The organism is Methylobacterium brachythecii (genome assembly GCF_014196345.1).
Taxonomy (GTDB): domain Bacteria; phylum Pseudomonadota; class Alphaproteobacteria; order Rhizobiales; family Beijerinckiaceae; genus Methylobacterium; species Methylobacterium brachythecii.
The window spans coordinates 371,474-397,187 of sequence record NZ_JACIDN010000001.1; the positions used below are offsets into that span (position 1 = coordinate 371,474).

Below are 25,714 nucleotides of genomic sequence, written 5' to 3' on the forward strand. Positions count from 1 at the left end.
GCCGACGCCCTCACTCGGTCGCGACGAGACCGTGATGGCGCGCGGCCTCGGCCACCGTCATCACCGGGACGCCGTGCTCGGCGAGCACGTTCAGCGTCTCGTCGAGCAGGCGCGGCGTGACGCCCATCGCCGTCGGCTCGTCCGCGACGTCGTGCGCATACAGGATCAGCCAGCCCCGGTGCGCCACCGTCCTGCGCACGATCCGGCTCAGCCGGTCGCGATCCATCACGGAGTCGAACAGGCCGTAGGCGCCGAGCATGGCCGGGTCGACGCGGCCGGTATTCGGATGCTCGTAAATCGTCCGGCAGGTGTCGAAGCGCCGGCCGAGCATGCGCTTCTGGATCAGGCCGACATCGCCGAACGGGTAGCAGAAATTACGCGGCGTCCGGCCGCAGATCTCGGCGATCATGGCGCTGGACACCTCGCATTCCCGCAGGAGGTCGAGGCCGCGCAGCGACTGCACGTTGACGTGCCGGGCGGTGTGGCAGCCGATCTCGTGGCCGGCCTCCGACAAGTCGCGGATACGCGCGCGGTCGGCGACGCGCCAGTAGCGGTCCTGGCGCCCGCACAGAGCGGTGGCGACAAAGTAGGTCGCGCGGGTGTCGTGCCGATCGAGGATCGCGGCGCCCGTCGTGGCCGCGCTCTCGGGCACGTCATCGAAGGTGATGCTGGCGACCGGGCCATCTCCGCGAAGGGTCTGGCGTTGCCCGGGGACGGCACGGGCGAGAAGCCGCCAGAGCTGCCGGTCGCGGCCACCCGACCAGCCTCGTTCGACCGCGCCCATCGGCTTGCCGTTCAGAGCCCGCTGATCCACGTCGCGTTCAACGCGCCGCCGGAGACGGGATGGCCGCGGTCCAATGCCGTTTCCTCGGGATCGTCAACATGAGTGTTCGCCTGTTCGGGACGACGTTCACCACGGCGAGCGCCGACGAGGTGCTCGCCGCCGCGGCCGCGCTGCCGCGCACGTGTCCCCGTCTCATCGTCACGGCCAATGTGGACCACGTCGTCATCCTGGCCGAAAACGCAGCGTTTCGAAAGGCCTATGACGGGGCTGCAATGCGCACCCTGGACGGCATGCCGCTGGTGTGGCTGGCCCGGATCACCGGAGCGCGCAACGTTCGCCGCATCACCGGCCACGAGCTGATCGCAGCCGCCCTGACCGCCCCTCAGCCGAGCGAGCGCCGGGTCTTCCTGATCGGGTCGAGCGATCTCGTCGGCACGCGGGCCGCCGCCGCCTTCACAGCCGCCGGACTGGCTCCCGAAGCCATCGCCAACGCGACGCCGCCCTTCGGGTTCGAGGGGGACGAGGTCTATTCGCGACGCCTGGCGGCCGAGATCCGCGCGCACGGGACGACCTTGCTCATCCTGGGCGTCGGCGCGCCGAAATCCGAGATCTGGGTCGACCGCTACGGGCCGCTCCTGGGCGATCCGGTGACGCTGGCCGTCGGCGAAGCCTTGAACGTCGCGACGGGCCTGGTGCCACGCGCGCCGGTCCTGATGCAGCGGCTGGGCCTCGAATGGTTCTTCCGGTTCCTGCACGCGCCGCGCCGGCTGTTTTCGCGCTACTTCCTGCGCTCGTGGCGCTTCCTCAGAATCGTCGCCGCCTCGCGCGGCCGCGACAGCCTCGATTCGGCCCTGGGGCGGCACCGCCGCACCTCGTCCTGGTCCCCGGCAGCCTTCATTCGCGCCAGGGGGGCGCCGCTGCCGGTCAGGCCGAAGTAACGAGTTCGGGCCGGGCGACGACGACCCGTCCGAACAGGCCCGGATGCCGCAGCCGCAGAGCGAGAACGAGCGTCAGGGTCTTCATGTCGGTGATCTCGCCGGCATCGCTCATTGCGGCGAGGGTCGAGAGCGGCATCTCGACCACCGTGATGTCCTCGCCCTCCTCGGCCAGACCGCCGCCCTCGCCGATCCTGTCGCTCTCGCGATAGGCGCCGAGGAAGAGCTGCATTCGCTCCGTCGAGATGCCCGGCATGCTCCAGACCGACGCCACCGGCTCGAGCCGCCCGAGCCGGAGGCCGGTCTCCTCGTAGGCTTCGCGGCGCGCGCCTTCCTCGGCATCGGCCTCGTCGAGCAGGCCGGCCGGCGCCTCGACCAGATCGGTGACGCCTTCGGCATAGAAGAGCGGCGCCCGGAACTGCTGGATCAGCAGGGCGACCCGGCGCTCGGGATCGTAGGGCAGCACGCAGACCGCCCGGCCATGGTCCTCGATCTCGCGGCTGCGGCGCGTGCCATCGGGCATGGTCAGGTCGGCGACGAGGACGGTGCTCCAGCCCTCGTGGACCGTGCGGGTGCCTCGGATCGAGGGGGCCATGGCGTCTCCGGTGAAGGCTGTGTTCGAGGCGCGTCCTAGGAGGCGAACCGTGCGCCAATGAGGCAACCCGGTGACCGCGGCACGAAACCTGGCCGGCTGTGGCTTTTGCTCAACGGGAGGCTGCGCGGATCACGAACCGAGTCACGGCGCCGTCCCGCTCCTGGGCCTCGACACGGGCGCCCTCCTCGCGGGCGGCGTTGGGGATGTCGATCGTGGCGAGCGGATCGGTCGCGGTCACCGTGAGCCGGCCGCCTGGCGACAGGCTGCGCAGAGCCTTGCGGGTGCGCAGGGCCGGCAGGGGGCATTTGAGGCCGGTCAGGTCGAGCGCAATCGGCGCCGCCTCTGTGATCTCGGGCATGGCCGGCCTTATCACGAAAAACCCCGCCGACCGTCTTGGTCGTCGGCGGGGCTTTTCAGGATCGCTCAGCTCGGCTCAGTAGCCGTAGGGATAGTAGCCGTAACCGTAGGCCGGATACCCGTAAGCCGGGTAGGCGTAGGCCGGACGGCGATAATAGCCGTAATCGTAGTAGCCGTAGCGCGGGGCCGAACTCGCCGCGATGGCGCCGCCGATGATGCCGAGCGCCGCGCCCGCAGCGAGGGCTCCGCCGTAGCCGCCGCGGCGATAGCCGTAATAGCCGCCCCGGCGCCAGTAGACGTGGTCAACGCTGGTATTGGCCCCTCCGACCTTGGCGGAGTTCAGCGCCGGGAGCGGCGCTGCTTGGGCTGCAGGAAGGGTCGCTGCCGTCATGCCCGCCGCGGTCAGTCCGGCAAGGGCAAAAGTGGTGAAGCGCGACATGGCGCGTGTCTCCATCGGTTGATCAAACCACCTTGACAATTCGCATGTCCCGCCCTGCGTTCCCAAGCCGTCCCCGACTGCGCAGAGCGTGTGTGGCGGCGCACGTCGCGGCTCGCGGCCGGGATCGTGGGCCGGCCTCAGAACGTGCAGGCGTCGAAGGCGGGCTCGACGGATTTCTGCCAGGGGCCGTCGTAATCGGCGAGACGGTCTTCCGCGTGGGTGCGGCCCGCAACGACAATCGCTTCGAGTGGGCGCAGGTAGACGGTCTCGTCGCGCCCGGTCCCATCGCGCCGCGCCCGCGCCTGTAGCCCGGCCCGGCTGATCGCCAGGGCCTCGGCCGCGACGGCGCCGAGGCTCTTGCCGGCGAGCGATGCGGCGAGCCCGAGCCGGGGCACCGTCGCCCGGGCGCATTCGCGATCCTCGGCGCTCCAGCCCTTCACGAGGTCCCAGGCCGCGTCGAGGGCGGTGGGATCGTAAAGCAGGCCGACCCAGAAGGCGGCCTGCGCGGCGATCATCGCCGGGTTGCCGACATCCGAGCCACGCATCTCCAAAAAGCGCTTGAGACGGACCTCCGGAAACACCGTCGAGGCATGGTTCGCCCAGTCCGAGACCGTGGCGAACTCGCCCGGCAGTTGGTCGAGCCGCCCCTGCATCAGGTTGCGGAACGAGGCGCCGGAAACGTCGTGATAGGTCTCGCCACGCTTGACGAAATACATCGGCACGTCGAGCAGCCAGTCGACGTAGCCCTCGTAACCGAACCCGTCCTCGAAGGCCTGCGGGAACATGCCGGTGCGGTCGCGGTCCGTGTCGCGCCAGATCTCGGAGCGCCGCGAGAGGAAGCCGTTGGGCCGACCGTCGGTAAAGGGCGAATTGGCGAAGAGCGCGGTCGCCACCGGCTGCAGGGCGAGCGAGACGCGCAGCTTGCGCACCATGTCGGCCTCTGACGAGAAGTCGAGATTCACCTGCACGGTCCCCGTGCGCAGCATCATGTCGTGGCCGAGGGTGCCGACCTTCGGCATGTAGCCGTGCATGATCCGGTAGCGGCTCTTTGGCATCAGCGGGGTCTCTTCCCGCGTCCATTTCGGGCTCATGCCGAGGTCGAGAAAGCCGATGCCGAGAGGGTCGGCGGCGCACATCAGGGCGTAGAGATGCGCGCGCAGCTCGCTCATGGTCTTGTGGACGTCGGGCACCGGCGCGCCAGACAGTTCGAACTGGCCGCCCGGCTCGATCGAGATGGCGCCGCCGCCGCGCGTCGAGGCCAGCCCGATGATGTTGCCGGCGTCGAGGATCGGGTCCCATCCGGTCTCGCGGCCGAAGCCTTCGAGCAGCTTCCGGATGCCGCGCTCGCCCTCGTAGGGCACTGGCGCATGGGTGTCGCGGTAGAACGGAATCGCCTCGTGCTCGGTGCCGATGGCGAACTGCTCCGGCGGTTTCTCCCCGACGGAGAACCACTCGATCAGTTCGGCCCGCTTGGTCAGCGGCGTCGTGTCGGAGGTATCGCGCGCCATGCGCAGGCTTCCCGGTCGAAACAGTCGGACGATACGGGCGAGGCGCGCGAGCCCGCAGCGTCGTGCCGCGGAGAAGACCGCGACCGGCCCGACGGAGATGTCGTGTGCTTAATCCGTTGCGCAAGCCCGGACAACGCGGCGTCGATGGCCGGCCCGGCTTGCACCCGGCGAGGGGGCGATCTACGCCGACGCCGTCCAGCAACGGGAGGCGACGATGACCCAGCGCAATCGTCACGACGATCCGGCCTGCTTTCGAGGTTACCTCTAAGCGCCGAAAATCCTTTTCCGAGCGAGAGCCGGGTCAAGACCGGCATTCGCGTCGTCCATGGCGACGTGGCGCTCGAGGAAAAGCTCGGCCGCAACGATCCCTGTCCCTGCGGCTCCACACGGAGCTTTCAAGCGCTGCTGCATGCGCTCGGGCCGGCATGACGGGGTGAACCGTCACAGCTACGTCCGCGATCGTTGAACTCAGCGCGCGTCGCCGAGCACCGCCTGCACCAGGGCGAGCACGGCGACGGCGGCGGTGTCCGCGCGCAGGATGCGCGGGCCGAGCGAGAGCGCGACCGTGGCGGGGCGGCCGGCGATGCGCTCGCGCTCGTCCGGGCTGAAGCCACCCTCGGGGCCAACCAGCACGGCGAGCGGGGGCGGGGATGCCGGGTCGGCTGCGGCCCGAAGCGCCGCCACCGGGTCGGCGACAGCGGCGTCCTCGTCGCAGAACACCAGCAGGCGGCCGGGTTCCAGGGCGTCGAGCGCCTCGGGCAGGCGGGCCGGCTCGGCGATCTCCGGGATGGCAAGGATGCCGCACTGCTCGGCCGCCTCGATCGCGTTGGCGCGGAGCCGATCGAGCTTGAGCCGCTCGCCTTGCGTGTAGCGCGTGAAGACCGGGCAGATCAGGCCGGCGCCCATCTCCACGGCCTTCTGGGCCATGTAGTCGAGCCGTCCGGTCTTAAGCGGCGCGAAGAGATAGTGAAGGTCGGCCGGCGCCGGCTGCGGCCGGGTCTGCTCGATCAACGCGAGATCGGCGCTCTTGCGGCCGTTAGGCCGGATCTCGGCGCGCCACTCGCCGTCGCGCCCGTTGAAGAGGTGGACGCGGTCGCCCTCGGCCTTGCGCAGCACGGTGAGAAGGTAGCCGGCCTGGGCTCTTTCGAGGGGCAGCACGAGGCCCGCTCGAAGGTCCGCCTCGACGTGGAGACGGGGGGCAGTGAAGTCGTAGGCGGCCATTCCGCCTCCCTCGCGTGGGGCTCGATCCGAGTCAACGCGACCGGCAGTGATGCCAAAAGATCACGCGTACCGGCTTTCGGCCGAGTCGAGCGTGTCATCCCCGTTGCGATGTCGATGACGCGATTGCCGCCACAATCCTGTGCGGAATCGGCCGTCATCACGGGCGAGAGAGCCATCCAGCAGGATCGGGTGCCGGTCCTATGGGACAGGCAGTGCCGCATTCCGAAGGGCCGAGACCCGCGGAAGCGGCAGGGGAGAGGGATACAAGGGTCATGTCGAATAGGACGTCGAACGGGCTCACGTCGTCGAAGGCCGTCCCGGCCATGCTCGGGGCCCTGGGCCTCCTGCTCGCGGCCGGCCCGGCTCTCGCGCAGCAGAGCATGTTCCAGCAGATGCCGGATACCGCTCCGGAGGCTCCCGCACCTGCAGCCGCCCCGGCGCCGGCCGCAGCGGCCCCCGCCATGTCCATGGGCATGGGCGTCCCAGCCCCGTCGCCGATGGGCTCGCCCGCGGCACGATCGGTCGGCGGACAGAGCAACGTCGATTGCAACGCGATCCAGCACACTCTGAATGAGCGTAAGGCTCTCGTCGCGAAGGCGAACGCAGCCTCGCAGTCGAAGCAGAAGATGACGCCGGCCCAGGCCTGCTCGCTGTTCGGCAAGCTCTACGCCAACGGCGTTAGCGGCGTGAAGTGGATCACCGCCAACAAGGAATGGTGCTCGATCCCCGATTCCTTCTCGACGGGCTTCAAAACCGACAACGACAAGGTCGGCGGCATCAAGACCAAGGTCTGCGGCATGGCTGCCCAGGCAACGAAGATGGAAGCCCAGGCCCGCGAAGGCGGCGGCGGCGGTGGCCTGCTCGGCGGTCCCGGCCTCTCCGGCAGTTTCAAGATGCCCCAGGGCGCGCTCTGAGCGCCTCTTCTTGAGCCGATAAAGTACCGAGTTCGTGCCCTCCGGCGAGCGCGCGGAGGCGAACCGCGGCGATCTGCCCCCCTCGGGCCAAGTCGCCGACGCGGTCGCCGGCCATTGGGCCGACCGCTGGGCGCCGCGTGGCTGGCGCCCTTACCTGAGGCTGGCACGGATCGAGCGCCCGATCGGCTGGTGGCTCCTGTTGCTGCCATGCTGGTGGTCCGCGGCGCTCGCCGCGACGGCCGACGACCGGCTGTTTCCCGATCCCCGTCACCTCCTGCTGTTCCTGATCGGCGCCATCGCGATGCGTGGGGCCGGCTCGACCTACAACGACATTGCCGACCGCGACCTCGACGGGCGCGTGGAGCGGACCCGCTCGCGCCCGCTGCCATCCGGGCAGATCGGGACACGCGCCGCCGCCGTCTTCCTGGTGGCCCAGGCCCTGGTGGGCCTCTGTGTGCTGCTGCAGTTCAACAACACGGCGAAGCTGGTGGGAATCGCCTCGCTCGTGCCGGTGGCGATCTACCCCTTCATGAAGCGCGTGATGCCGATGCCGCAGGCGGTGCTCGGCCTCGCCTTCTCCTGGGGCGCGCTGATGGGCTGGGTAGCCTTATTCGGCCGGCTCGATCCACCGGCCCTTTGGCTCTATGCCGGGACCATCGCCTGGGTGATCGGCTACGACACGATCTACGCGGTCCAGGACATTGAGGACGATGAGATTGCCGGGATCAGCTCCTCGGCACGGCTGTTCGGAAGCCGGCTCATCACTGCCGTGGGCGCGTGTTACGCCGTCGCCGTGCTGTTCATGGCCCCGGCCCTCTGGCTCGCCGGAGCGGGCCTCCTCGGCTGGCTCGGCCTGGCGCTGTTCGGGGGCCATCTCGCCCGACAGGTCCTACGGCTGGAGCCGCGCGACGGCGTCAGTGCCTTGAAACTGTTCCGCTCGAACCGGAATGCCGGCCTGATCCTGTTCGCAGGCCTCGCCGCGGATTGCCTTTGGCAGGCCCTTGCCGGGGTCTGACCCGTCTCAGGAGCGGGCGATGATCTCGTTCTCGTTGCGGTAGATCTGCGGGCGGGCCGGCAGGCGGGCGGACTTGCGGCGGACCAGGAAGCGCGGGCGGCGGCCATTGAGCAGGCCGTGGCGGCGGCGCTGGCGGGTGGTGCCGAGCGCCACCCGGCCGAGCTGGTGCGAGACCGTGCTGAGGCCGCCGCCTTCACGGATGATCATGCGCGGCAGGCCGGACTTCGCCGCGAAATCGCGCCACAGCGCAACAATGTCGTCCTCGCCGAACGGTCCGAGACGGCTGAGGACCTCGCCCTCGGCATCGACGACGAGCAGGCTGAAGCGATCCTCGCCGCCCTCGTCGGAGCCGTGGTCGGCGAAGCCGAGCACGATGCCGGCCGCCTCGCCGGGCACGATCATTGCGAGCGGGCTGGCCGAGAAAACACCGTTCACCGCGAAAGCGGCGGCGTCGACGCCGTCCTGGGCCAGGTCGTCCCGAACCGTGTTCGGACAGTCCTGATCGGAGTGCAGGAAAGTGTTCATCGTGTCGACGCCCTGTATCAGTTGGCGGCCTCTGTCGGGCCGTCCGTCATGACAAGCACAATCGCCTCGCATCTCCTCAAACTGGCTTAAGAGCGAGCGTTAAGCGATCGTGGACATGGGTGATGTGTTGGGAATGCTCAACGGATCCTTGCGATGATTGGCGCAACTCGATGCTTCCCGCATCCATGGGCCTCGATGAGCCGCGATGCGCCACCATCCTTGTGACCGCGGGCGGATGCCGCCTACAACGAGCGCCTGCTCCGCCCTCCCGCAGCGACAGCATCCGGATCGCATGGCCGAAACCGTCCTTCCCGCCGAGACGCGCGCCTACGCCGCGTCCCTTCTGCCGCGCGTCCGCGAGATCGTGCGCGAGGCATCGGGGCTCGCCAGGCCATTCTTCCGCGAGGGAGGCCAGACCCGCGCGCGCGTCTGGTCCAAGGCGGGCGGTTCTCCCGTTACCGAAGCCGACGTCGCCGTGGACACCTTCCTCAAGGCCCGTCTCGAAGACATCGAGCCGCGGGCGGCCTGGCTCTCGGAGGAGACCACCGACGATCCGGTCCGCATCGACAGCGAATGGGTCTGGATCGTCGACCCGATCGACGGCACCCGCGCCTTTGTGTCCGGCCATTTGGACTGGTCGATCGCGGTGGCGCTGCTGGTGAAGGGCGTGCCGGTAGTCGGCATCGTCTACGGGCCGGCCTTGGGCGCACTCTACGAGGCGACGGCAGGCGGCGGGGCGAGTTTGAACGGCGCGCCGATTCGCGCTTCGGCGGCGACGGGGCTCGACGGTATCCGCATCACTGGCCCCAAGCCGCTCCAGGACCGCCTGGTGCGCGGCGCAGCCCGGCTCGGCAGCCGGCCGGAGCTGACCCGGGTCGAGCGTATCCCGTCCCTGGCCCTGCGCGTCGCGCGCATCGCGGAAGGGGCGATCGATCTCGGATTGATCTCGGGGGATTCCCGGGATTGGGACCTCGCCGGCGCGGATCTCATCCTGCGCGAGGCCGGCGGGGTCGTTTGTAATCTGGATGGCGAGCCGGCGCGCTACAATCGGCCGGAGCCCCGGCACGGGGAGCTGATTGCGGCTCCCCGGGCCTTGTGCGAACCGGCTCTGGCGGCCCTCAGGGCCGCGGGCTGAAGCCGCGGCGGCTCGTCTCGGTCAGACGGATCGCGGCCGGGCTGGTGCCCAGGCGCTCGGCGAGATGCCAGCGCAACTCCCGGCTCGAATGGTAGCGATAGGACTGGTCGATCAGGTGGCTGATGTCGGACTGGGAGGCGTCGTCAAAGGCGCCCTGCTTCAGCCGCTCCACCCGGAAGGTCGCCCCGTCGGTGACGGACGAACGCCCGCTGTGGCGGGGGGTGTACTCGAACTGCATGTTTATGTTTGCTTTTCTTTCTTAGGGCCGTGTTTCTCGACTCCGTCGAGATCGACCTCGTTTCTGGTTGATTGCAATGACGTCGCGATGAACGTGGACGCCGTGACGGTCATGAGGCCCGGTGGCAAATGGCCGGGCACCGTCGCGGTCGCCGGTCCGGTGCCGGCCTGAAGGCCGGCACCGAGGGGCAGGCGTCAGAGAGCCTGGAGGTTGCCAGCGGAATCCTTGCCGCTGCGCTTGTCCTGGAGGACCTCGTAGGAGACCTTCTGGCCTTCTACGAGCGTGCGGAAGCCCGCGCGCTCAACGGCTGAGATATGCACGAAGACGTCCTTGCCGCCGTCATCGGGCTGAATGAAGCCGTAGCCCTTGGTCTCGTTGAACCACTTAACAGTACCGGTATCCACGTAGAATTCCTCGTCGTCATCTCGATGAACCATAAGCGCGCGCCTGCCCGGCGCGAGCATGTGGTCCGTGTCCGAATAGTGTGTCGGATAAGCGGGTGCCGAGGCGACTTGATGAATGCGCGCTCGGAGCGATTAAACCCGCTTCGCATGATGTAGGCGATCCGAGTGGCCACAACAAGGCGGAAAGCTCGCTTTCCGGGCTGCGACCCTGCCGGTCGCGGGGCCACGCTGCTTCCCCGGCCCTGTCGTTTTGCCCGGCGCCGGTCCATATACGGTATGGCTCAGGCAGTTAGGCATTCCATGGCGGGTATCTCGGTTTCGCTCGAAGGCGCGAACATCCAGTTGTCGTTTCAGAAAGACGATCAGTCGACCGCCGTCGTGATGGATTCCCGCGCCGCCCGCGCCCTCGTGCGCGCCGTGGGCCAGCTTCTGACCGCGATCGACGACGGCGACGAGCCTGCCCTTCCCGAGGATCTCGACGGGGAAGACGTGGCGATGCTCGACGTCACCTCCTCGGCGATCGAGGTCGGCACCGACGAGCAGGGCCAGCCCGTCGTCGCGCTGCAGGCGGGTGCCTTGCCGCCTTTCCAGCTTCGCCTGACCGACGAGGAGGCCCGCCACGTGGCCACCAGTCTCGCCGAGATCCTGGCTGCTCCCCGCGACGTGCGGACCTCTCACGGCGGCCATTGAGGTCGCGAAAAAGCCCTCGCACCGATCTGGGCACGAGGGCTTGGTTGTAGGCGTTCCGGGCGGCGTGTCAGAGCCTGATACCGGGGTCGGTCGGGCCGCCGGGCAGGTAATCCGGTTCCGAGCCCGGACCCTTCGGTTCGTCGATATCGGGATCGTCGACCGGATAGGGCGAGCGTGGCCCGGTCGGGCCGATATCGGGCAGATCGTCGGGGTCGTTGGGCGGCGGCAGGTCGCCGGGGATCTTGCCGCCGGGATTCGGCTCGGGGGTCGGCATGCCGGGATTGGCCATGGTCCGTCTCCTCGATCGATGGTGGGGGTATGACGGACCAATCCCGCGTCGGAGGCAGAGTTCCTTGGCGCGGCCGCCCCGAAATGACGCGGGAACATCGGTACGAGGCCCTGGTTGGCCGGGAAATCCACTCGATTTCCAGGAGCTGCCCATGCCTGACATCACCCAGGCCAAGATCCTCATCGTCGCCACCGACGGTTTCGAGCAGAGCGAGCTGACCGTGCCGCAATCCAAGCTCTCGCAGGCCGGCGCCACCGTGCACGTGGCCGCACCGCCATCGCGCCACTCGAAGGACGCGATCAAGGGGTGGGACAAGACGGACTGGGGCAAGAGCGTGAAGGTCGACAAGGACCTGGAGAACGTGAACCCGGCCGATTACGACGCCCTCGTGCTGCCCGGCGGCCAGATCAACCCGGACAAGCTGCGGCTCGAGCCCAAGGCGCTGGAGATCATCAAGAGCTTCCTGACCTCCGGCAAGGTCGTCGCCGCAATCTGTCATGCGCCCTGGCTCCTGATCGAAACGGGCGCGGTGAAGGGCCGCAAGCTGACCTCCTTCGGCTCCATCAAGACCGACGTGAAGAATGCCGGCGGTGAATGGGTCGACGAGCAGGTGGTGACCGATGGCGGCATCATCACCAGCCGCAATCCCGGCGACCTCGACGCATTCTGCGCCAAGATCGTCGAGGTGGTGGAGGAGGGCCGGCACGAACCGCGCCAACTCGCCGCCTGATCGTTCCGCCGCACGCTCCGAGCGCCGGTCGCCTTCGCGGGCGACTGGCGCCCTGTGCGTATGGCACAGATTGATCCGCGGGCCGCAGACGGACACAATCGGCCATCAGGATCGAGCGTGTGACCGACAACAGCCCCTTCTTCTCACCCCAGCAGCAGGCCCTCGCCCTCGCGACGCTCAACGAGCGCTCGCGCGAGATCTTTCGCCAGATCGTCGAGAGCTACCTCGTCACGGGGGAGCCGCTGGGCTCGCGCAATCTCGCGCGCACCCTACCGATGGCGCTGTCGCCCGCGTCGATCCGCAACGTGATGTCGGATCTGGAGCATTCCGGGCTGATTTTCGCCCCGCATACCTCGGCCGGCCGCCTGCCGACCGAGCAGGGCCTGCGCTTCTTCGTCGACGCGATGATGGAGCTCGGAGATGTCGGCCAGGAGGAGAAGACGCGCATCGAAGCGCAGATGCGCGCCGCTGCGTCGGGCCACACCTTCGATTCCGCGCTCGCCGAGGCGTCCAGCCTGCTCTCCGGCATTTCTCGGGGTGCCGGCGTGGTTCTGACCACCAAGGCCAACGCCCAGCTCAAGCACATCGAGTTCGTGCGCCTCGACCCCGCCCGCGCCCTCGTGGTGTTGGTCTCGACCGACGGCAGTGTCGAGAACCGCCTCGTGGACCTGCCGCCGGGCCTGCCGGCCGGCGCCCTGCAGGAAGCTTCGAACTACCTGAACGCCCGCTTGCACGGCCGCACCCTCGATATGCTGCGCAGCGAGATCGAGGCCGGGCGCCAAGCGATGAAGCGCGAGATCGACGCGCTGACCGAGCGTCTCGTCGATGCCGGCCTCGCCACGACGGTCGGTTCCTCGGAAGCGCGTCAGCTGATCGTGCGCGGCCAGGCCAACCTCCTCGACGACCTGCGCGCGGCGGAGGACCTGGAGCGCATCCGCCTGCTCTTCAACGACCTCGAGACGCAGAAGGACGTGATCGAACTCCTGTCGCGCGCCGAGGGCGGCGACGGGGTGCGGATCTTCATCGGCTCGGAGAACAAGCTGTTCTCTCTCTCCGGCTCCTCGCTGATCGCCGCGCCCTTCCGCGACGGCGACCAGAAAATCGTCGGCGTCGTCGGCGTGATCGGACCGACCCGCCTGAACTATTCGCGGATCGTGCCGATGGTCGACTATACCGCGCGGGTGGTCTCGGGGCTGCTCGAACGCGGGCGTTAGGACGCTCCTGCGACAAGCTTTCTGATCTCGCTGGCGACCCCGCCGGCCACCGGGTTGTAGACGATCATCCCGAGGTCCGGGCGGCCATCGACGGCGAAGGATGAGAATTCCAGCTCGATCGGGCCGAGGAGCGGGTGCCGCAGGCGCTTCACGCCGTCGCCGTGCGCGTGGACGTCGTTCTCCTGCCAAAGCGCCGCGAATTCGGGGCTCGCGCGCGCCAACTCGTCGACGAGGACCTGGACTTCGGAGGCCGCGCCGGCGCGGGCCGCGTCCGCCCGGAACGCGCCGACGACGAAACGCGCCAGGCCCTTCCAATCCTGCTGAGCCTCGCGGACACGCGGATCGCAGAAGACACGCCGCAGGATGTTGCGCTCGCTGAGAGGGACCTTGTCGAAATCGGTGAGCACGACCGCGGCGGCGCGGTTCCAGGCGACGACCTCCCAGGTCGCGGTCTTGATCAACGCTGGGCTGACTTCGAGCGCGTCAAGCAAGCGCTGCAGGCGGGGCTCGATACCCTGGAAAGGTGTGTAGCGAACCTCTGGAGGCCGCCCGAGGCCGAGCATGAACAGGTGCTCTCGCTCTGGCTCGGTCAGCATCAGGCCGCCGGCGATCCGGTTCAGCACGTCGGCCGAGGGCGCGCCGCCGCGTCCCTGCTCCAGCCACGTGTACCAAGTCGTGCTGATGTTCGAGCGCTGAGCGACTTCCTCTCGGCGCAGTCCGGGCGTCCGCCTGCGACCGGCAAACCCGAGAGCTGCCGGGTCGAGCTTCGCGCGCCTGTCCTTGAGATAGGCTCCAAGAAGATTCACGGCCTCTGCAGGCATCGCTCAACCTGTTAAAAATTATACCATGATAATGTCACTACTTTAACTGGATATAGGATGGGCCGATAGGGCGCTTGCGATCCATGACGGAGGACATCGCATGCGGATCTTTCTCACCGGCGCCACCGGATTCATCGGCTCGGCCATCGTGCCCGAGCTCCTGGCGGCAGGACACCAGGTTCTCGGCCTCACCCGCTCGGATGCCGGCGCACGAGCTCTCGCCGACGCCGGCGCGGAACCCCATCGCGGCGACATCGAAGACTTGGACAGCCTGCGACGGGGCGCGGCCAAGGTCGACGCCGTGATCCACACGGCCTTCGATCACGATTTCTCGAATTTCGCGGCCAATTGCGAGAAGGACAGGCGCGTCATCATGGCCATGGGCGAAGCGCTGGCGGGGAGCGACCGCCCGCTGCTGATCACCTCGGGAACCGGCATGGGCACGCCGGAGTCGGGTGGGCTCGCGACGGAAGACGTTTTCAACACAGGCCACCCGAACCCGCGTGTCGTCTCGGAGATCACCGGCGCGAGGCTCCTGGAGGGCGGCGTCAACGTCTCAGTCATGCGCCTTCCTCAGGTGCACGACACGGTCAAGCAGGGGCTGATCAGCCCGCTCATCGAGGTGACCCGGCAGAAGGGCGTCTCGGCCTATCTCGGCGAAGGCAACAATCGCTGGCCTTCCTGCCACGTCCTCGACGTCGCGCGCCTCTATCGGCTTGCCATCGAGCGGGGGGAGGCGGGAGCACGCTACCATGCCGTCGCAGAGGAGGGCGTCGCTGCCCGTGAGATCGCGGAGGTCGTTGGCCGAGGGCTGACGCTGCCAGTGGTCTCGCTTTTACCGGAAGAGGCACCGGGCCATTTCGGCTGGCTCGCGATGTTCGTCGGCCTCGACATGCCGGCATCGAGCGCGTGGACGCAGGCGACGCTCGGCTGGCAGCCGACCGGGCCCGGGCTGATCGCCGACCTCGCGGCGATGCGCTACGAGTTGCTCAACTGAGTTGTCGACTCCAAGACGGCGTTCGCGGCCGAGCTGCGAACGCCGTCTTGGTCAGGCCTCTTGCGCCTGCTTCTTCGCTTCACGACGGCGCGCGGTAAGCACCCATTCGGTGTAGCCGTTCGGCTGCTCGCGGCCCTTGAAGATCAGGTCGCAGGCCGCCTTGAAGGCCGGCCCTTCGAAGTCCGGCGCCATCGCCCGGTAGAGAGGATCGGCGGCGTTCTGGCGGTCGACGATCTTCGCCATCCGCTTCAGCGTCTCCATCACCTGTTCTTCGCTGACCACGCCGTGGTGCATCCAGTTCGCGATGTGCTGGGACGAGATGCGCAGGGTCGCCCGGTCCTCCATCAATCCGACGTCGTGGATGTCCGGAACCTTGGAGCAGCCGACGCCCTGATCGATCCAGCGCACGACGTAGCCGAGAATGCTCTGGGCGTTGTTGTCGATCTCCTGCTGGACGTCGTCGGGCGGGAAGTTCGAACTGGCGAGCGGGATCTGTAGGATCTCGGCCAGCGCCGATCGGGGCCTGCGGGCGAGCTCGGCCTGGCGGGCCGGCACGTCGATCTCGTGGTAGTGCAGCGCGTGGAGCGTTGCCGCGGTGGGCGAGGGCACCCAGGCGGTGCTGGCGCCGGCCTTCGGATGCGCGCCCTTCTGCATCAGCATGTCGGCCATGGCGTCGGGCGCCGCCCACATGCCCTTACCGATCTGCGCCCTGTCGAGCAGGCCGCAGGCGAGGCCGACATCGACGTTGTTCTCCTCGTAGCCCTTGATCCAGGCCGTCGCCTTCATGTCGTTCTTGCGGATGACGGGACCGGCTTCCATCGCGGTGTGGATCTCGTCGCCGGTGCGGTCGAGGAAGCCGGTATTGATGAACACCACCCGCTCGGCGGCCGCCCTGATGCAGGCGGCGAGGTTCACCGTGGTGCGGCGCTCCTCGTCCATGATGCCCATCTTGAGGGTGTTGGCATCGAGGCCGAGCATCGCCTCGACCCGGCCGAACAGCTCGACCGCGAAGGCCACCTCCTCCGGCCCGTGCATCTTCGGCTTGACGATGTAGACCGAACCCTTGCGGCTGTTGCGCAGGCCGGAATCGCCCTTCAAGTCGTGGATCGCGATGAGCGCCGTCACGCCGGCATCGAGCATGCCTTCGGGAATCTCGTTGCCCTCGGCGTCGAGCACCGCGTCCGTATCCATGTGGTGGCCGACGTTGCGCACCAGCATCAGCGAACGGCCGGGCACCACCACCTCGCCGCCATGCGGCGCGATGTAATGCTGATCGGGGTTGAGGCGCCGCTCCTGGGTCCGCCCGTCCTTGTTGAAGGAGGCCGTGAGGGTGCCCTTCATCAAGCCGAGCCAGTTGCGATAGACGACGACCTTGTCCTCGGCATCGACCGTCGCGACCGAGTCCTCGAGGTCCATGATCGTCGAGATCGCGGATTCGAGCAGGATGTCGGCGACGCCGGAGGCATCGAACCGGCCGATCCGATGGGTCCGGTCGATGACGACCTCGAGATGCAGGTTGTTGTGGCGCAGCAGCAGGGCCGAAGGCATGCTGGCCTTGCCGCGATAGCCGGCAAACGTCTCCGGCCGAGCCAGGGGCACCGTCTCGCCGGAATTCATGTTGCCGACCAGCGCGCCGTCCTCCACGGCATAGGTCACGACGTCGGCATGGCGGCCGCCGGCCAGCGGCACGAACCGGTCGAGATAGGCGCGGGCGCGGGTCACGACGCGGGCGCCGCGGGTGCGGTTGTAGCCCCCGCCCCGCACGGCGCCACCCTCTTCCGACACCGCGTCGGTGCCGTAGAGGGCATCGTAGAGCGAGCCCCAACGAGCGTTGGCGGCATTCAGCGCGTAGCGGGCGTTCGAGACCGGCACCACGAGCTGCGGACCGGGGATGCGGGCGATCTCGTCGTCGACGTTCTCCGTTCGGACCTGTACCGAGCCGGGATCGGGCAGTAGGTAGCCGATCTCGCGCAGGAAGGCCCCGTAGGCGGCTGCATCGAGCGGCTTGCCGGCACGCTCGCGGTGCCAGGCGTCGAGGCGCTCCTGCAAGGCGGCACGTTTGGCCAGGAGCGCGCGGTTCCTCGGTGTGAGATCTCGGACGATCGCTCCGAGGCCGCCCCAGAAGACCTCCGGTGAGATACCGGTGCCGGGAAGTGCTTCGTCGACGACGAAATCGTGAAGTTCACGCGCGACGCCGAGGCCACCAACGTTCAGACGATCCATGGTTTCGCTCGCAGCCCCGTCGAAGATCTCGGCGGCAAGGCATACCAAGCAAATTTTGAGAAGCCATCAAAGTTTTTTTGAAACAGAGCCGCAGTTCTGGCTTTTTGCATTCAAAACAGCAGGAGGATCGCAGGCCGAGCGGTAGGCGAACGAGCAATAGGCCGGCCTTTCCCGGTCATTCACCCAATTTCGTAGGCGTCCGACACCGGCATTCGACACTCCGTCCGGGTGGCTGTCGGTGACGAATGGAGCGTATCGCTGCCCGGACATGCGGAACGACGAGAGGGCAGGGCCGAAGCCCCGCCCTCTCTCGCGCTTCTTCAGGTCAATCAGGCCGGAATGACGTCGATGATCTCGTAGGTGTCGGGATCGATGATCACGATGTCGTCGCCAACCAGCACGTAGTCGTAGCCCCGATAGGCCGGGACCAGGGTGAGAATGGTCGCCGGTAGCGGGTTGAGCCGCACCGAGCGCGGAATGGCCGTGCCGACGCTGACGTTGAAGTTCACGTTGGTCAGTGGACGCGCGCCCGATCTGGTGATGGTCGAGCGGAACTCGGTGCGCTGGGTCGTGCTCAGGCTCTTCGAAGCGCCTGCAGCCTGGCCGCGGCCGCCGCGCTCGCCGCCGCCAGCACGTCCGCCGCCCTCGCCGCGACCGCCCTTCTCACCGGCTTCGCCCTTGCCTCGCTCGCCCGTTTCGCTCTTGCCCATCTTGCCGTCGCGCTCGCCCTGAGCATCGCGTCCGCCCTTCTCGCCGGCCATGCCGGGCTTGCCGCCTTTTTCGCCCGGCGCGCCGTCCTCACGGCCGGCTGCGCCGCCGCGCGCGCCGCCTTCCTCTCCGCGAGACGAAGCTCCCCCGGCGGCACCCCCACGGGCTCCCCCGCCTGCGCCGCCCATTTCACCGCCGCGCGCTCCGCCGGCAGCTCCGCCACCCATCTCGCCGCCTCCGCCGCCGCCGCGGGCACCGCCCGCTCCTCCGGCGGCGCCACCACCCGCACCACCGGCTCCCGCCCCGGCTCCCCCGCCGCCGCCCGCACCGCCGGCGCCACCGCCTTGCGCAAAGGCTGTCGTCGCACCGACTGCGATCAAGGCAGCCGTCATCGTGCCCCGAAAGAGCTTGTTCATCGCCGATGATCCTTTTCCAAGATGACGACGGCCACCTTCAGGCAACCGTTTCGAGGCTCGCAACGAAGACGTTGGAAAAACCGTTCCGAACAAAATTCTAAATAACGGGTGAGCGGCCGGCTAACTTGATCAAACTCATCGACATCTTGGTTCGTCTGGAAAGCTTTGCAGTCGATCCGGCGATGACGCCCCCGGTCCGCTGCCGAGCCAGGGGCGGGTTCCGGTCTGTCCTTACTCGCCGGCCTTCAGGGCATCGCGGATCTTGTCTGCGAAGGCGGCCGCCTCCGCCTTGCGGCCCCGGTAGTCGAGCGCCTGCACGACGTAGACCGTCTTGTCGTCGGAGGCGATGCAGTGGACGATGAAGGCGGAGCCGCCGGCCGAGGGACCGCCCGTGATGGTCACGAGCTTGCCGGCCTCGCGGTTGACCGACTGGACGTAGCCCGGCGTCTGCGTCGTGCGCTTCGTGATCTCCGCGCAGGTGTCGATGCTCAGCTTGTCCGCGCTGGCCGGCTCGACGCGGTAGTCGAAGCTGAAATCGCCGTCAGCCATAGCGGGCTGAGCGATCAGACCTACCGCGAAAGCGCCGATGACCAGTGCCGGATGTCGCTGCATGTGCTGTCGGAGCCCCGCTTTCGGTCGGTCGATGGCTTGGTGCGATACGCGCGAAGCGGCCATCTAGTGCGGGAAGCGTTGCCGTAAATCCGGCCGATGAGGCGACAGCGCTCAATAGTTCGCCCAGAGCCCGGGCGTCGCTAGTTCCAGCGCGTGTCCATCGGGATCTCGGAAGTAGAGGCTGGTCCCGCCCTTCGGCCAGGTAACCCGACTCTCGATGGGGATGCCGTGCCTGTCGAGCCGTTCGGCCCACGCCTCCAGGCTCTCGGCCGGGATCGCAAAAGCCATGTGCAGCGGCCCGGATCCGTCATGCGGTGGGACTACGCCGCCGGGCAGCGTCACCGGCGCGAGTGTGCTGCCACGCCGGAATAGCAGCAGGACGCTGCCCTGCGCGACCGGGTAGGCGACGAGCCGGCTGTCCTCGACCATCGGCTTCAGGCCGAGCACGTCCTCATAGAAGGCACGGGCGCGCGGCATGTCATCGACGTAGAGGGCTGTTTCGAGGACGCCGCCGAGTGGCGGAGTAGGCGTGGTCGACACGGCAAATCCTTCGAGCACCATGCTGATCGATGAGGCACCAGAATACTGCGTCGTCGAATGCGGGCCACAGTGCCGCAGCGATCATTTCCGCGATTGCATTCAAGATGCGGACTGCGACGGCTAAGGGCTTGTGCGGAGTGCCGGTTTGCGCAACCGTTCCGACAAAATAGCAACCGGCGCGAAGGCCGGCTTGGAGGAACGATGACCGACGCCATCTCGATCGCGCCGACCCAGCCTGACGATCCGGAAGACCGCCGCCGCCGCATCCTGGCCATCGTCGGTTCGTCTTCGGGCAATCTCGTCGAGTGGTACGACTTCTACTGCTACGCCTTCTTCGCGCTGTACTTCGCGCCGGTGTTCTTCCCGGCCAGCGACGGCACCAGCCAGCTCCTGAAATCCGCGGCGGTTTTCGCGGTCGGCTTCTTCATGCGGCCGGTCGGTGGCTGGCTGTTCGGCCGCCTCGCCGACCGGCTCGGCCGCAAGACCTCGATGATGATCTCGGTGCTGATGATGTGCGGCGGCTCGCTCGCCATCGCGGTGCTGCCGACCTACGCCACCGTTGGCGCCGCCGCGCCCGTGCTGTTGCTCATCGCCCGCATGATCCAGGGTCTCTCGGTCGGCGGCGAGTACGGCACCAGCGCGACCTACATGAGCGAGGTTGCCACCAAGGGCAGCCGCGGATTCTACGCCTCGTTCCAGTACGTCACGCTGATCGGCGGCCAGCTGCTCGCCTCACTGGTGCTCATCATCCTGCAGACCTTCATGACGAAGCAGGAATTGATGGATTACGGCTGGCGCATCCCGTTCGTGATCGGTGCCGCAGCCGCCCTGGTCGCGCTGTTCCTGCGCTCCTCGCTCGCGGAGACGGCTACCAAGAAGGACCTGGAATCGAAGGAATCCGGCACCTTCTCCGCCCTGTTCAAGCATTGGCGGGCCTTCGCCGTGGTGGTGGCCTACACCGCCGGCGGAAGCTTGAGCTTCTACACGTTCACCACCTACATGCAGAAATACCTCGTGAACTCGGCCCATATCGAGACCATCACGGCCTCGCGCATCATGACGGTTTGCCTGCTCGTCTACATGCTGATCCAGCCGATCTTCGGATGGCTTTCCGATAAGATCGGCCGCAAGGCCAACATGCTGCTCTATAGCGGCCTCGGCACCCTGATGGTGGTGCCGCTGATGACGGCGATCGGCGCCACGAAGGACCCCTACGCGTCCTTCGGCCTGATCATGATCGGCATGGCGGTGATCAGCTTCTACACCGGCATCAGCGGCATCGTGAAAGCCGAGCTGTTCCCGACCCATGTCCGCGCGCTCGGCGTCGGCCTGTCCTACGCGGTGGCCAACTCGCTCTTCGGCGGCACGGCCGAGGCGGTGGCGCTCTACCTGAAGGAGGTGGGCATGGAGAGCACGTTCTTCTGGTACGTGACCGGCATGCTTGCCATCGGCTTCATTGCCTCCGTGATCATGCCGAACCCGAAGAAACACGGCTATCTCGACGGCGACGGCACCGTCGAGGAGGCGCTCGGCCACAAACCGGGGAAGGTGGCCATCGCCTGAGGCGATCCGGCGGCGGTCCAAAAGATCAAAGGAGCGGCCTCCGCGGGCCGCTCCTTTTTTGTCTCAGTGCAGCCCCAGCATCCCCCGCGCCTCGCGGGGCGTCGCCGGGCGGGCGCCGTGCTGGGTGCAGAGCTCCACTGCGACGCGGACGAGATCGGCATTCCCGTCTGCGAGCTGTGTCTTCGAGAGACGGATGTTGTCCTCGAGCCCGGTGCGGACACCGTCGGCACCACGTTCGAGCGCCCAGCCCATCACCTCGCTCTGATGGCGGCCGATGCCGGCGGCGGTCCAGGTCGCCATCGGCAAAATGCGCTTCAGCTCGGCGAGCAGGATGTCGAGCAGACGCTTCTCTGCCGGTAGCGCGTTCTTTACGCCCATCACGAACTGCACGTGCGGCGAGCCGTCCATCAGGCCTTCGTCGAGCAGGCGCCGCGCGCCGTGGAGATGCGAAAGGTCGAAGATCTCGATCTCCGGGCGCACGCCGTGCTGCTTCATGCCCGTCGCGAGGTCGGTGACCAGCGCCGTCGGGTTCTCGTAGACGATCGTCGGAAAATTCACCGAGCCGGTGGAGAGCGAGGCCATGTCCGGCCGGTGCTGCAGCGAGAGGCCGCGCGTCGCCGGATCGCGTCCGCGTCCGCCGGTCGAGAACTGCACGATCATGTCCGGGCAATACTTGCGCACGCCCTCCTGGACCTGCGCGAACAGGTTCGGATCGGAGGAGGGCGACTCGTCCGGGTTGCGGACGTGGATGTGCACCAGCGAGGCGCCGGCCTCGTAGGCCGCATGCGTGGACTCGATCTGCTCGGCGGGCGTGACCGGCAGCGTCGGGTTGTCCTTCTTGCGCGGCACCGATCCGGTGATCGCGACGGCGACGACGACGGGTCTCATGGGCGTATCTCCTGCTGCTCGGGATCTAACGCCGGGGCCGCCGGCCGGGAAGCCGCGAGGGGCGGAGGTGCCGATCACATCCGCCGGCGCTCGGCGGCTGGAGATACGTGGCGACCGTTATTTCGGAATTGGCAGAACCAACAGAAACGAGCCGAGCGAGGCGGTAAAATCGGCGCCAATCGAACGCGGCAAGAGGCACTGTTCCGATTGGCGCAATGAATCATTGCCAGACATCGCTCTTATCGTTGCGATACGAAACGTTCAGTCTCTTCGCACTCGACGTACCGTCGCCCGATTTTGGAGACCGTCATGAAGCTTTATTTCGCGCCGCTCTCGGGCCACGCGCACAGGGCGCATCTGTTTCTATCTTTGGCGGGCATCCCGCACGAACTCGTCACGCTCAATCTCGCCCAGGGTGAGCACAAGACGGAGAGCTTCCTGAAGCTCAACCGGCTCGGACAGGTGCCGGTGCTGGTCGACGGGGATGTCGTCATCCCGGATTCGATTGCGATCATGGTCTATGCCGCGAAGAAGTTCGGGAAGACCGACTGGCTGCCGGAGGATCCGGCGGAGGCCGCCACCGTGCAGCGCTGGCTGTCGATTTCCACCGGTCAGATCTTCAACGGACCCTGCATGGCCCGGCTGATCACCCTGTTCGGAGCAAAGTCCAACCCTCCGGAGGCGATCGAGCGCGCGCACGCGATCCTGAAAGTCATCGACGCCGAATTGGCGGATCGCGACTGGATCGCGCTGTCACGTCCGACCGCAGCCGATGCCGCCTGCTACAGCTACATCGCCAACGCGCCTGAGGGGAATGTCGACCTGTCCGGCTACGCCAACGTCCTGGCCTGGCTGAAGCGGGTCGAGGCGCTGCCGGGCTTCGTCCCGTTCCAGCAGAGCCGCGTCGGCTTGAGGGCCTGACGCGGTCCCAAGATCGCCGTCAGCCCAGAGCCTGGACGACGGCCTCGCCGCAGCTCTCGGTATCGGCATTGCCGCCGAGGTCGCGCGTGCGCAGCGTCCGTTCGGCGAGCACGCGCTCGATCGCGGTAACGATCTCGGCCGCGGCATCCTTCTCGCCGAGATGCTCCAGCATCATCGCGCCCGACCAGATCTGGCCGATCGGGTTGGCGATGCCCTGGCCGGCAATGTCCGGGGCCGAGCCGTGCACGGGCTCGAAGACGGACGGATGGTGCCGCTCGGGATTGATGTTGCCCGAGGGCGCGATGCCGATCGTGCCGGTGCAGGCGGGGCCGAGATCGGACAGGATGTCGCCGAACAGGTTCGAGGCGACGACGACGTCGAACCGATCCGGATTCAGCACGAAATGCGCGGTCAGGATGTCGATATGGTATTGATCCCAGCGCACATCCGAGAAGTCGCGCGAGATCGCGTGAACGCGCTCGTCCCAGTACGGCATCGTGATCGAAATGCCGTTCGACTTCGTCGCCGAGGTGAGGTGCTTCTTCGGGCGTGACTGGGCGAGGTTGAAGGCGAAGCGCAGGATGCGGTCGACGCCGTAGCGCGTCATCACCGTCTCCTGCATGGCGAATTCGCGATCGGTGCCCGCGAACATGCGCCCGCCCGCATTCGAGTACTCGCCCTCGGTGTTCTCGCGGACCACCCAGAAGTCGATGTCGCCGGGCTTGCGGTCGGCGAGCGGGCATTTGACGCCCGGCATCAGGCGGACGGGTCGCAGGTTGGCGTACTGGTCGAACTCGCGGCGGAACTGGATCAGCGAGCCCCAGAGCGAAATGTGGTCGGGCACGCGCTCCGGCATGCCGACGGCGCCGAAGAAGATCGCGTCGTGGCCAGAGATCTGGGCCTTCCAGTCCTCCGGCATCATGCGGCCGTGCTTCTCGTAGTAATCGCAGGAGGCGAAATCGAACCAGTCCTGCTGCAGGCTGAAGCCATGGCGCTTGGCCACCGCCTCCAGCACTCGCACGCCCTCGGGCACGACCTCCTTGCCGATACCGTCGCCGGGGATCACCGCGATGCGGTAGCTGCGTGACGATGCGGCCATGGTCGGTCTCCGAAGTCGCTCCTGTCCCCCATGCGCGAAGTCGCGCCGCGAGGGCGTCAGGTCAAGACGTTTCGCCGACGACCGCCTGGCGTTGCCGGTCCAACTCCTCGGCGTAGCGGCGGAGCGTATGGCTCTCGGTGAGAAGGCCTACGACCTTGCGGCTGACCGTGCCGTCGACGACCACGAGCGCCTCGCTCTCGGTGCGGTCGAAGGTGGCCATCGCCTGCTTGGCGTTCATGTCGGCGAGCAGCAGGTCGTCGACGTGGCGCACGAGCTCGGAGAGGTGACCGGCGCCGTCCTCGCGGGCGCGGGCATGGGCCTCCGGGACCTGGACGATCCCGGCATAGCGCTCGCGGGAATCGGTCATCACGACGCGCGAGGGCGAGCCGAGGGGATGCTCGCGCAGGAAGACCTCGAACGGCGTGTCGACGGGGACGGTCTGCACTTCCTTGCGCATCAGCCGGCCCACCGTAAGGTTGCGGATCCAGCCGATATCGTGGGCGCTGCGAATGCTCTCACCGCGCAGGTGGAAACGCCAGGTTGCGAAGGAGTAGCCGAAGATCTTCCGCACGGTCAGCGAGGAGGCAATCACCGCCACCAGCACGAGGCCGGCGAGCGGGAAGCTGCCGGTCATTTCCAGAGCCAGGAAGGTCATGGTCAGCGGGCCGCCGACGATGGCTACGGCGAGGGCCGCCATGCCGACGATGGCGTAGGCGGTTGCCGTCATGTCGAAGGCGTTGATGCCGGGCGCGAGCACGTAGAACAGCTTCCCCGCGAGCGCGCCGAGCAAGAGCGAGGCGAAGAACAGGCCGCCGCGAAAGCCCGAGCCGATCGAGATGGCGGAAGCCGCGGCTTTGGCCGCGAAGAGGCTTGCAATGCTGAAGGCGCTGAACGCGGCCGCCGTCTCGGAGAGGTGGAAATGCAGGGCGCCATGGCCGCCCGAGAGCACCTGCGGCGTGCCGACGAGGGCGAGTGCGCCGGTGCAGAGGCCGCCGAGGGCCGGGCGCAGGGCGGTCGGCAGCGCGATCCAGCGGAATCCCTGCTCGACCAGCGTGACCCCGCGCATGATCGCGATGCCGCAGCCAGCGCAGATCAAGCCGAGCCCGAGACAGGGCAGGGTGTCCGCTGCGGTGATCCCGGGATGCACGGCACCGACCAGCGCCCTGACGTCGACGAAGGCCGCCTGCGAGACCAGGGCCTGCGCGACGAGGCTGCCGCAGAAGGCGGCGACCACCACCGGCGCCAGGGTGGCGATGGTGTAGGTGCCGATGATCAGCTCGTAGGCGTAGAAGGCGCCGGTCAGCGGCGAGCCGAAGGCGGCGGCGATTGCGGCGGCCGAGCCGCAGCCGACGAGGGTGCGCAGGTCCGAGCGCCTGAGGCCGAAGGCGATCCCGGCGCGGGAGGCGATGCCGCCGGCGATCTGGGTATAGCCCGCCTCGAGGCCGACCGAGGCACCGCATCCGTTGGAGATGATGTTCTGGACCGCGACATAGACCGAGTCGCGCAGCGACATCCGCCCGCCATGCAGGGCATTGGCCTCGATCGGATCGATCAGGGGGCGCCGGGCCTGACCGCCGCGCCGCCGCGCTACGACGTAGGTCAGCAGGCCGAAGACGGCGCCACCGATCGTCGGCCCGGCCAGCGCGACCATCGTCGGCAGCTCGGCCATGGCGCTGAGCCGGCTGCCGTGCGGGATCTGAAAGAGAACTTCGCGCAGAAGCTGCGTTGTCGCGCTCATCGCCGCGACGGCCGCGCCGCCGATGCAGCCGATGATCGCCGCGAGCGCAACGAGGCCCGCTTCGCTGCCGCGCACCAATGCGCGCAGCCGTTCCGGGACCGTCACTTTGGTCCGCGCGGCGGGAGCCGGCGCCGGAATCATGTGCGGGAAACGTCCATTCTGGGTTGGGCGGCGCTGCCAGCCATGCGCAGGGGA

General features: G+C 67.8%; 28 protein-coding genes. 10 read left to right on the plus strand and 18 right to left on the minus strand.

Annotated elements, in window-relative coordinates:
* Positions 1-10: 10 nt before the first annotated feature.
* The gene (locus GGR33_RS01855; protein WP_183501669.1) at positions 11-814 is read right to left on the minus strand and encodes a polysaccharide deacetylase family protein; all 804 of its coding nucleotides are present in this window, start codon (positions 812-814) and stop codon (positions 11-13) included.
* A gap of 29 nt (positions 815-843) precedes the next feature.
* On the opposite strand from GGR33_RS01855, the gene GGR33_RS01860 reads away from it, so the two are divergent.
* A complete protein-coding gene (locus tag GGR33_RS01860; protein WP_183501670.1) occupies positions 844-1,722 on the plus strand; it encodes a WecB/TagA/CpsF family glycosyltransferase in 879 nt (292 codons plus the stop codon).
* Here GGR33_RS01860 and GGR33_RS01865 read toward each other — a convergent pair.
* The 5 genes from GGR33_RS01865 to GGR33_RS01885 form a co-directional block, all read right to left on the minus strand.
* On the minus strand, positions 1,709-2,314 hold the full coding sequence (locus tag GGR33_RS01865) for an NUDIX domain-containing protein (RefSeq protein ID WP_183501671.1): 606 nt from the start codon (positions 2,312-2,314) through the stop codon (positions 1,709-1,711). The two genes, GGR33_RS01860 and GGR33_RS01865, sit on opposite strands and share 14 nt — an antisense overlap.
* Before the next feature lie 109 nt (positions 2,315-2,423).
* Entirely contained in the window at positions 2,424-2,672 is a 249-nt protein-coding gene (locus GGR33_RS01870; RefSeq protein WP_183501672.1) for a sulfurtransferase TusA family protein, read from the minus strand.
* Positions 2,673-2,747: 75 nt separating this feature from the next.
* Positions 2,748-3,110 (minus strand): hypothetical protein, encoded by a 363-nt coding sequence (locus GGR33_RS01875; protein WP_183501673.1) that lies wholly within the window; start codon positions 3,108-3,110, stop codon positions 2,748-2,750.
* 137 nt (positions 3,111-3,247) lie between these two features.
* Positions 3,248-4,618 carry a glutamate--cysteine ligase gene (locus GGR33_RS01880; RefSeq protein ID WP_183501674.1) on the minus strand — a complete coding sequence of 457 codons (1,371 nt, stop codon included), beginning with the start codon at positions 4,616-4,618 and terminating at the stop codon, positions 3,248-3,250.
* Positions 4,619-5,086: 468 nt separating this feature from the next.
* Positions 5,087-5,839, minus strand: coding sequence for a 16S rRNA (uracil(1498)-N(3))-methyltransferase (locus tag GGR33_RS01885; RefSeq protein WP_183501675.1), 753 nt, complete (start codon positions 5,837-5,839; stop codon positions 5,087-5,089).
* A 272-nt stretch (positions 5,840-6,111) separates the two neighbouring features.
* On the opposite strand from GGR33_RS01885, the gene GGR33_RS01890 reads away from it, so the two are divergent.
* Both GGR33_RS01890 and ubiA read left to right on the plus strand, forming a co-directional pair.
* On the plus strand, positions 6,112-6,753 hold the full coding sequence (locus tag GGR33_RS01890; protein ID WP_246412724.1) for a hypothetical protein: 642 nt from the start codon (positions 6,112-6,114) through the stop codon (positions 6,751-6,753).
* A gap of 34 nt (positions 6,754-6,787) precedes the next feature.
* Complete coding sequence (gene ubiA, locus GGR33_RS01895; protein WP_284212021.1) at positions 6,788-7,768, plus strand: 4-hydroxybenzoate octaprenyltransferase; 981 nt, start codon at positions 6,788-6,790, stop codon at positions 7,766-7,768.
* Positions 7,769-7,774: 6 nt separating this feature from the next.
* On the opposite strand, the gene GGR33_RS01900 is transcribed toward ubiA, so the two are convergent.
* Positions 7,775-8,293, minus strand: coding sequence for a DUF6101 family protein (locus GGR33_RS01900; protein ID WP_183501676.1), 519 nt, complete (start codon positions 8,291-8,293; stop codon positions 7,775-7,777).
* Between the two features lie 292 nt (positions 8,294-8,585).
* Between GGR33_RS01900 and GGR33_RS01905 the strand changes: the two genes are divergently transcribed.
* Positions 8,586-9,428, plus strand: coding sequence for an inositol monophosphatase family protein (locus tag GGR33_RS01905; RefSeq protein ID WP_183501677.1), 843 nt, complete (start codon positions 8,586-8,588; stop codon positions 9,426-9,428).
* Here GGR33_RS01905 and GGR33_RS01910 read toward each other — a convergent pair.
* On the minus strand, positions 9,412-9,666 hold the full coding sequence (locus GGR33_RS01910) for an AsnC family transcriptional regulator (RefSeq protein ID WP_183501678.1): 255 nt from the start codon (positions 9,664-9,666) through the stop codon (positions 9,412-9,414). The genes GGR33_RS01905 and GGR33_RS01910 overlap by 17 nt on opposite strands.
* 194 nt (positions 9,667-9,860) lie before the next feature.
* The gene (locus GGR33_RS01915; protein ID WP_183502140.1) at positions 9,861-10,070 is read right to left on the minus strand and encodes a cold-shock protein; all 210 of its coding nucleotides are present in this window, start codon (positions 10,068-10,070) and stop codon (positions 9,861-9,863) included.
* A gap of 300 nt (positions 10,071-10,370) precedes the next feature.
* Between GGR33_RS01915 and GGR33_RS01920 the strand changes: the two genes are divergently transcribed.
* Entirely contained in the window at positions 10,371-10,760 is a 390-nt protein-coding gene (locus tag GGR33_RS01920; RefSeq protein WP_183501679.1) for a hypothetical protein, read from the plus strand.
* A gap of 67 nt (positions 10,761-10,827) precedes the next feature.
* On the opposite strand, the gene GGR33_RS01925 is transcribed toward GGR33_RS01920, so the two are convergent.
* Positions 10,828-11,049 carry a hypothetical protein gene (locus GGR33_RS01925; protein WP_183501680.1) on the minus strand — a complete coding sequence of 74 codons (222 nt, stop codon included), beginning with the start codon at positions 11,047-11,049 and terminating at the stop codon, positions 10,828-10,830.
* A 151-nt stretch (positions 11,050-11,200) separates the two neighbouring features.
* Here GGR33_RS01925 and GGR33_RS01930 point away from each other — a divergent pair, with 151 nt between their 5' ends.
* Together GGR33_RS01930 and hrcA are read left to right on the plus strand one after the other, a co-directional pair.
* Positions 11,201-11,779 (plus strand): type 1 glutamine amidotransferase domain-containing protein, encoded by a 579-nt coding sequence (locus GGR33_RS01930; protein WP_183501681.1) that lies wholly within the window; start codon positions 11,201-11,203, stop codon positions 11,777-11,779.
* Positions 11,780-11,898: 119 nt separating this feature from the next.
* A complete protein-coding gene (gene hrcA / locus GGR33_RS01935) occupies positions 11,899-12,993 on the plus strand; it encodes a heat-inducible transcriptional repressor HrcA (protein WP_183501682.1) in 1,095 nt (364 codons plus the stop codon).
* Here hrcA and GGR33_RS01940 read toward each other — a convergent pair.
* Positions 12,990-13,814, minus strand: coding sequence for a helix-turn-helix transcriptional regulator (locus tag GGR33_RS01940; protein ID WP_183501683.1), 825 nt, complete (start codon positions 13,812-13,814; stop codon positions 12,990-12,992). The two genes, hrcA and GGR33_RS01940, sit on opposite strands and share 4 nt — an antisense overlap.
* A 100-nt stretch (positions 13,815-13,914) precedes the next feature.
* Here GGR33_RS01940 and GGR33_RS01945 point away from each other — a divergent pair, with 100 nt between their 5' ends.
* Positions 13,915-14,811, plus strand: a complete 897-nt coding sequence (locus GGR33_RS01945; RefSeq protein WP_183501684.1) for an SDR family oxidoreductase — start codon at positions 13,915-13,917, stop codon at positions 14,809-14,811.
* Between the two features lie 51 nt (positions 14,812-14,862).
* On the opposite strand, the gene GGR33_RS01950 is transcribed toward GGR33_RS01945, so the two are convergent.
* The 4 genes from GGR33_RS01950 to GGR33_RS01965 all read right to left on the minus strand — a co-directional run bounded on the left by GGR33_RS01950 (position 14,863) and on the right by GGR33_RS01965 (position 19,310).
* Positions 14,863-17,034, minus strand: a complete 2,172-nt coding sequence (locus GGR33_RS01950) for a malate synthase G (RefSeq protein ID WP_183501685.1) — start codon at positions 17,032-17,034, stop codon at positions 14,863-14,865.
* Positions 17,035-17,363: 329 nt separating this feature from the next.
* On the minus strand, positions 17,364-18,158 hold the full coding sequence (locus GGR33_RS01955) for a DUF1236 domain-containing protein (RefSeq protein WP_183501686.1): 795 nt from the start codon (positions 18,156-18,158) through the stop codon (positions 17,364-17,366).
* Between the two features lie 231 nt (positions 18,159-18,389).
* Positions 18,390-18,770 (minus strand): DUF6180 family protein, encoded by a 381-nt coding sequence (locus GGR33_RS01960; protein WP_183501687.1) that lies wholly within the window; start codon positions 18,768-18,770, stop codon positions 18,390-18,392.
* Positions 18,771-18,881: 111 nt separating this feature from the next.
* Positions 18,882-19,310 (minus strand): VOC family protein, encoded by a 429-nt coding sequence (locus GGR33_RS01965; protein ID WP_343068372.1) that lies wholly within the window; start codon positions 19,308-19,310, stop codon positions 18,882-18,884.
* Between the two features lie 201 nt (positions 19,311-19,511).
* Between GGR33_RS01965 and GGR33_RS01970 the strand changes: the two genes are divergently transcribed.
* A complete protein-coding gene (locus GGR33_RS01970; protein ID WP_183501689.1) occupies positions 19,512-20,873 on the plus strand; it encodes an MFS family transporter in 1,362 nt (453 codons plus the stop codon).
* A gap of 63 nt (positions 20,874-20,936) precedes the next feature.
* Here the strand turns inward: GGR33_RS01970 and GGR33_RS01975 are convergent, their stop codons facing one another.
* Complete coding sequence (locus GGR33_RS01975) at positions 20,937-21,761, minus strand: 3-oxoadipate:acetyl-CoA acetyltransferase (RefSeq protein WP_183501690.1); 825 nt, start codon at positions 21,759-21,761, stop codon at positions 20,937-20,939.
* Between the two features lie 309 nt (positions 21,762-22,070).
* Here GGR33_RS01975 and GGR33_RS01980 point away from each other — a divergent pair, with 309 nt between their 5' ends.
* A complete protein-coding gene (locus GGR33_RS01980) occupies positions 22,071-22,682 on the plus strand; it encodes a glutathione S-transferase family protein (protein ID WP_183501691.1) in 612 nt (203 codons plus the stop codon).
* 19 nt (positions 22,683-22,701) lie between these two features.
* On the opposite strand, the gene GGR33_RS01985 is transcribed toward GGR33_RS01980, so the two are convergent.
* Both GGR33_RS01985 and GGR33_RS01990 read right to left on the minus strand, forming a co-directional pair.
* Positions 22,702-23,781: a tartrate dehydrogenase gene (locus tag GGR33_RS01985; RefSeq protein ID WP_183501692.1), complete on the minus strand. Its 1,080-nt coding sequence runs from the start codon at positions 23,779-23,781 to the stop codon at positions 22,702-22,704.
* 61 nt (positions 23,782-23,842) lie between these two features.
* Positions 23,843-25,660 (minus strand): chloride channel protein, encoded by a 1,818-nt coding sequence (locus GGR33_RS01990; RefSeq protein ID WP_183501693.1) that lies wholly within the window; start codon positions 25,658-25,660, stop codon positions 23,843-23,845.
* Between the last annotated feature and the right edge of the window lie 54 nt (positions 25,661-25,714).

Coding starts and splice junctions, on each gene's coding strand:
- GGR33_RS01860 (WP_183501670.1), top strand. CDS start 844: ATGGCCGCGGTCCAATGCCGTTTCCTCGGGATCGTCAACATGAGTGTT.
- GGR33_RS01865 (WP_183501671.1), bottom strand. CDS start 2,314: ATGGCCCCCTCGATCCGAGGCACCCGCACGGTCCACGAGGGCTGGAGC.
- GGR33_RS01870 (WP_183501672.1), bottom strand. CDS start 2,672: ATGCCCGAGATCACAGAGGCGGCGCCGATTGCGCTCGACCTGACCGGC.
- GGR33_RS01875 (WP_183501673.1), bottom strand. CDS start 3,110: ATGTCGCGCTTCACCACTTTTGCCCTTGCCGGACTGACCGCGGCGGGC.
- GGR33_RS01880 (WP_183501674.1), bottom strand. CDS start 4,618: ATGGCGCGCGATACCTCCGACACGACGCCGCTGACCAAGCGGGCCGAA.
- GGR33_RS01885 (WP_183501675.1), bottom strand. CDS start 5,839: ATGGCCGCCTACGACTTCACTGCCCCCCGTCTCCACGTCGAGGCGGAC.
- GGR33_RS01890 (WP_246412724.1), top strand. CDS start 6,112: ATGTCGAATAGGACGTCGAACGGGCTCACGTCGTCGAAGGCCGTCCCG.
- GGR33_RS01900 (WP_183501676.1), bottom strand. CDS start 8,293: ATGAACACTTTCCTGCACTCCGATCAGGACTGTCCGAACACGGTTCGG.
- GGR33_RS01905 (WP_183501677.1), top strand. CDS start 8,586: ATGGCCGAAACCGTCCTTCCCGCCGAGACGCGCGCCTACGCCGCGTCC.
- GGR33_RS01910 (WP_183501678.1), bottom strand. CDS start 9,666: ATGCAGTTCGAGTACACCCCCCGCCACAGCGGGCGTTCGTCCGTCACC.
- GGR33_RS01920 (WP_183501679.1), top strand. CDS start 10,371: ATGGCGGGTATCTCGGTTTCGCTCGAAGGCGCGAACATCCAGTTGTCG.
- GGR33_RS01925 (WP_183501680.1), bottom strand. CDS start 11,049: ATGGCCAATCCCGGCATGCCGACCCCCGAGCCGAATCCCGGCGGCAAG.
- GGR33_RS01930 (WP_183501681.1), top strand. CDS start 11,201: ATGCCTGACATCACCCAGGCCAAGATCCTCATCGTCGCCACCGACGGT.
- GGR33_RS01940 (WP_183501683.1), bottom strand. CDS start 13,814: ATGCCTGCAGAGGCCGTGAATCTTCTTGGAGCCTATCTCAAGGACAGG.
- GGR33_RS01945 (WP_183501684.1), top strand. CDS start 13,915: ATGCGGATCTTTCTCACCGGCGCCACCGGATTCATCGGCTCGGCCATC.
- GGR33_RS01950 (WP_183501685.1), bottom strand. CDS start 17,034: ATGGATCGTCTGAACGTTGGTGGCCTCGGCGTCGCGCGTGAACTTCAC.
- GGR33_RS01955 (WP_183501686.1), bottom strand. CDS start 18,158: ATGAACAAGCTCTTTCGGGGCACGATGACGGCTGCCTTGATCGCAGTC.
- GGR33_RS01960 (WP_183501687.1), bottom strand. CDS start 18,770: ATGCAGCGACATCCGGCACTGGTCATCGGCGCTTTCGCGGTAGGTCTG.
- GGR33_RS01970 (WP_183501689.1), top strand. CDS start 19,512: ATGACCGACGCCATCTCGATCGCGCCGACCCAGCCTGACGATCCGGAA.
- GGR33_RS01975 (WP_183501690.1), bottom strand. CDS start 21,761: ATGAGACCCGTCGTCGTCGCCGTCGCGATCACCGGATCGGTGCCGCGC.
- GGR33_RS01980 (WP_183501691.1), top strand. CDS start 22,071: ATGAAGCTTTATTTCGCGCCGCTCTCGGGCCACGCGCACAGGGCGCAT.
- GGR33_RS01985 (WP_183501692.1), bottom strand. CDS start 23,781: ATGGCCGCATCGTCACGCAGCTACCGCATCGCGGTGATCCCCGGCGAC.
- GGR33_RS01990 (WP_183501693.1), bottom strand. CDS start 25,660: ATGATTCCGGCGCCGGCTCCCGCCGCGCGGACCAAAGTGACGGTCCCG.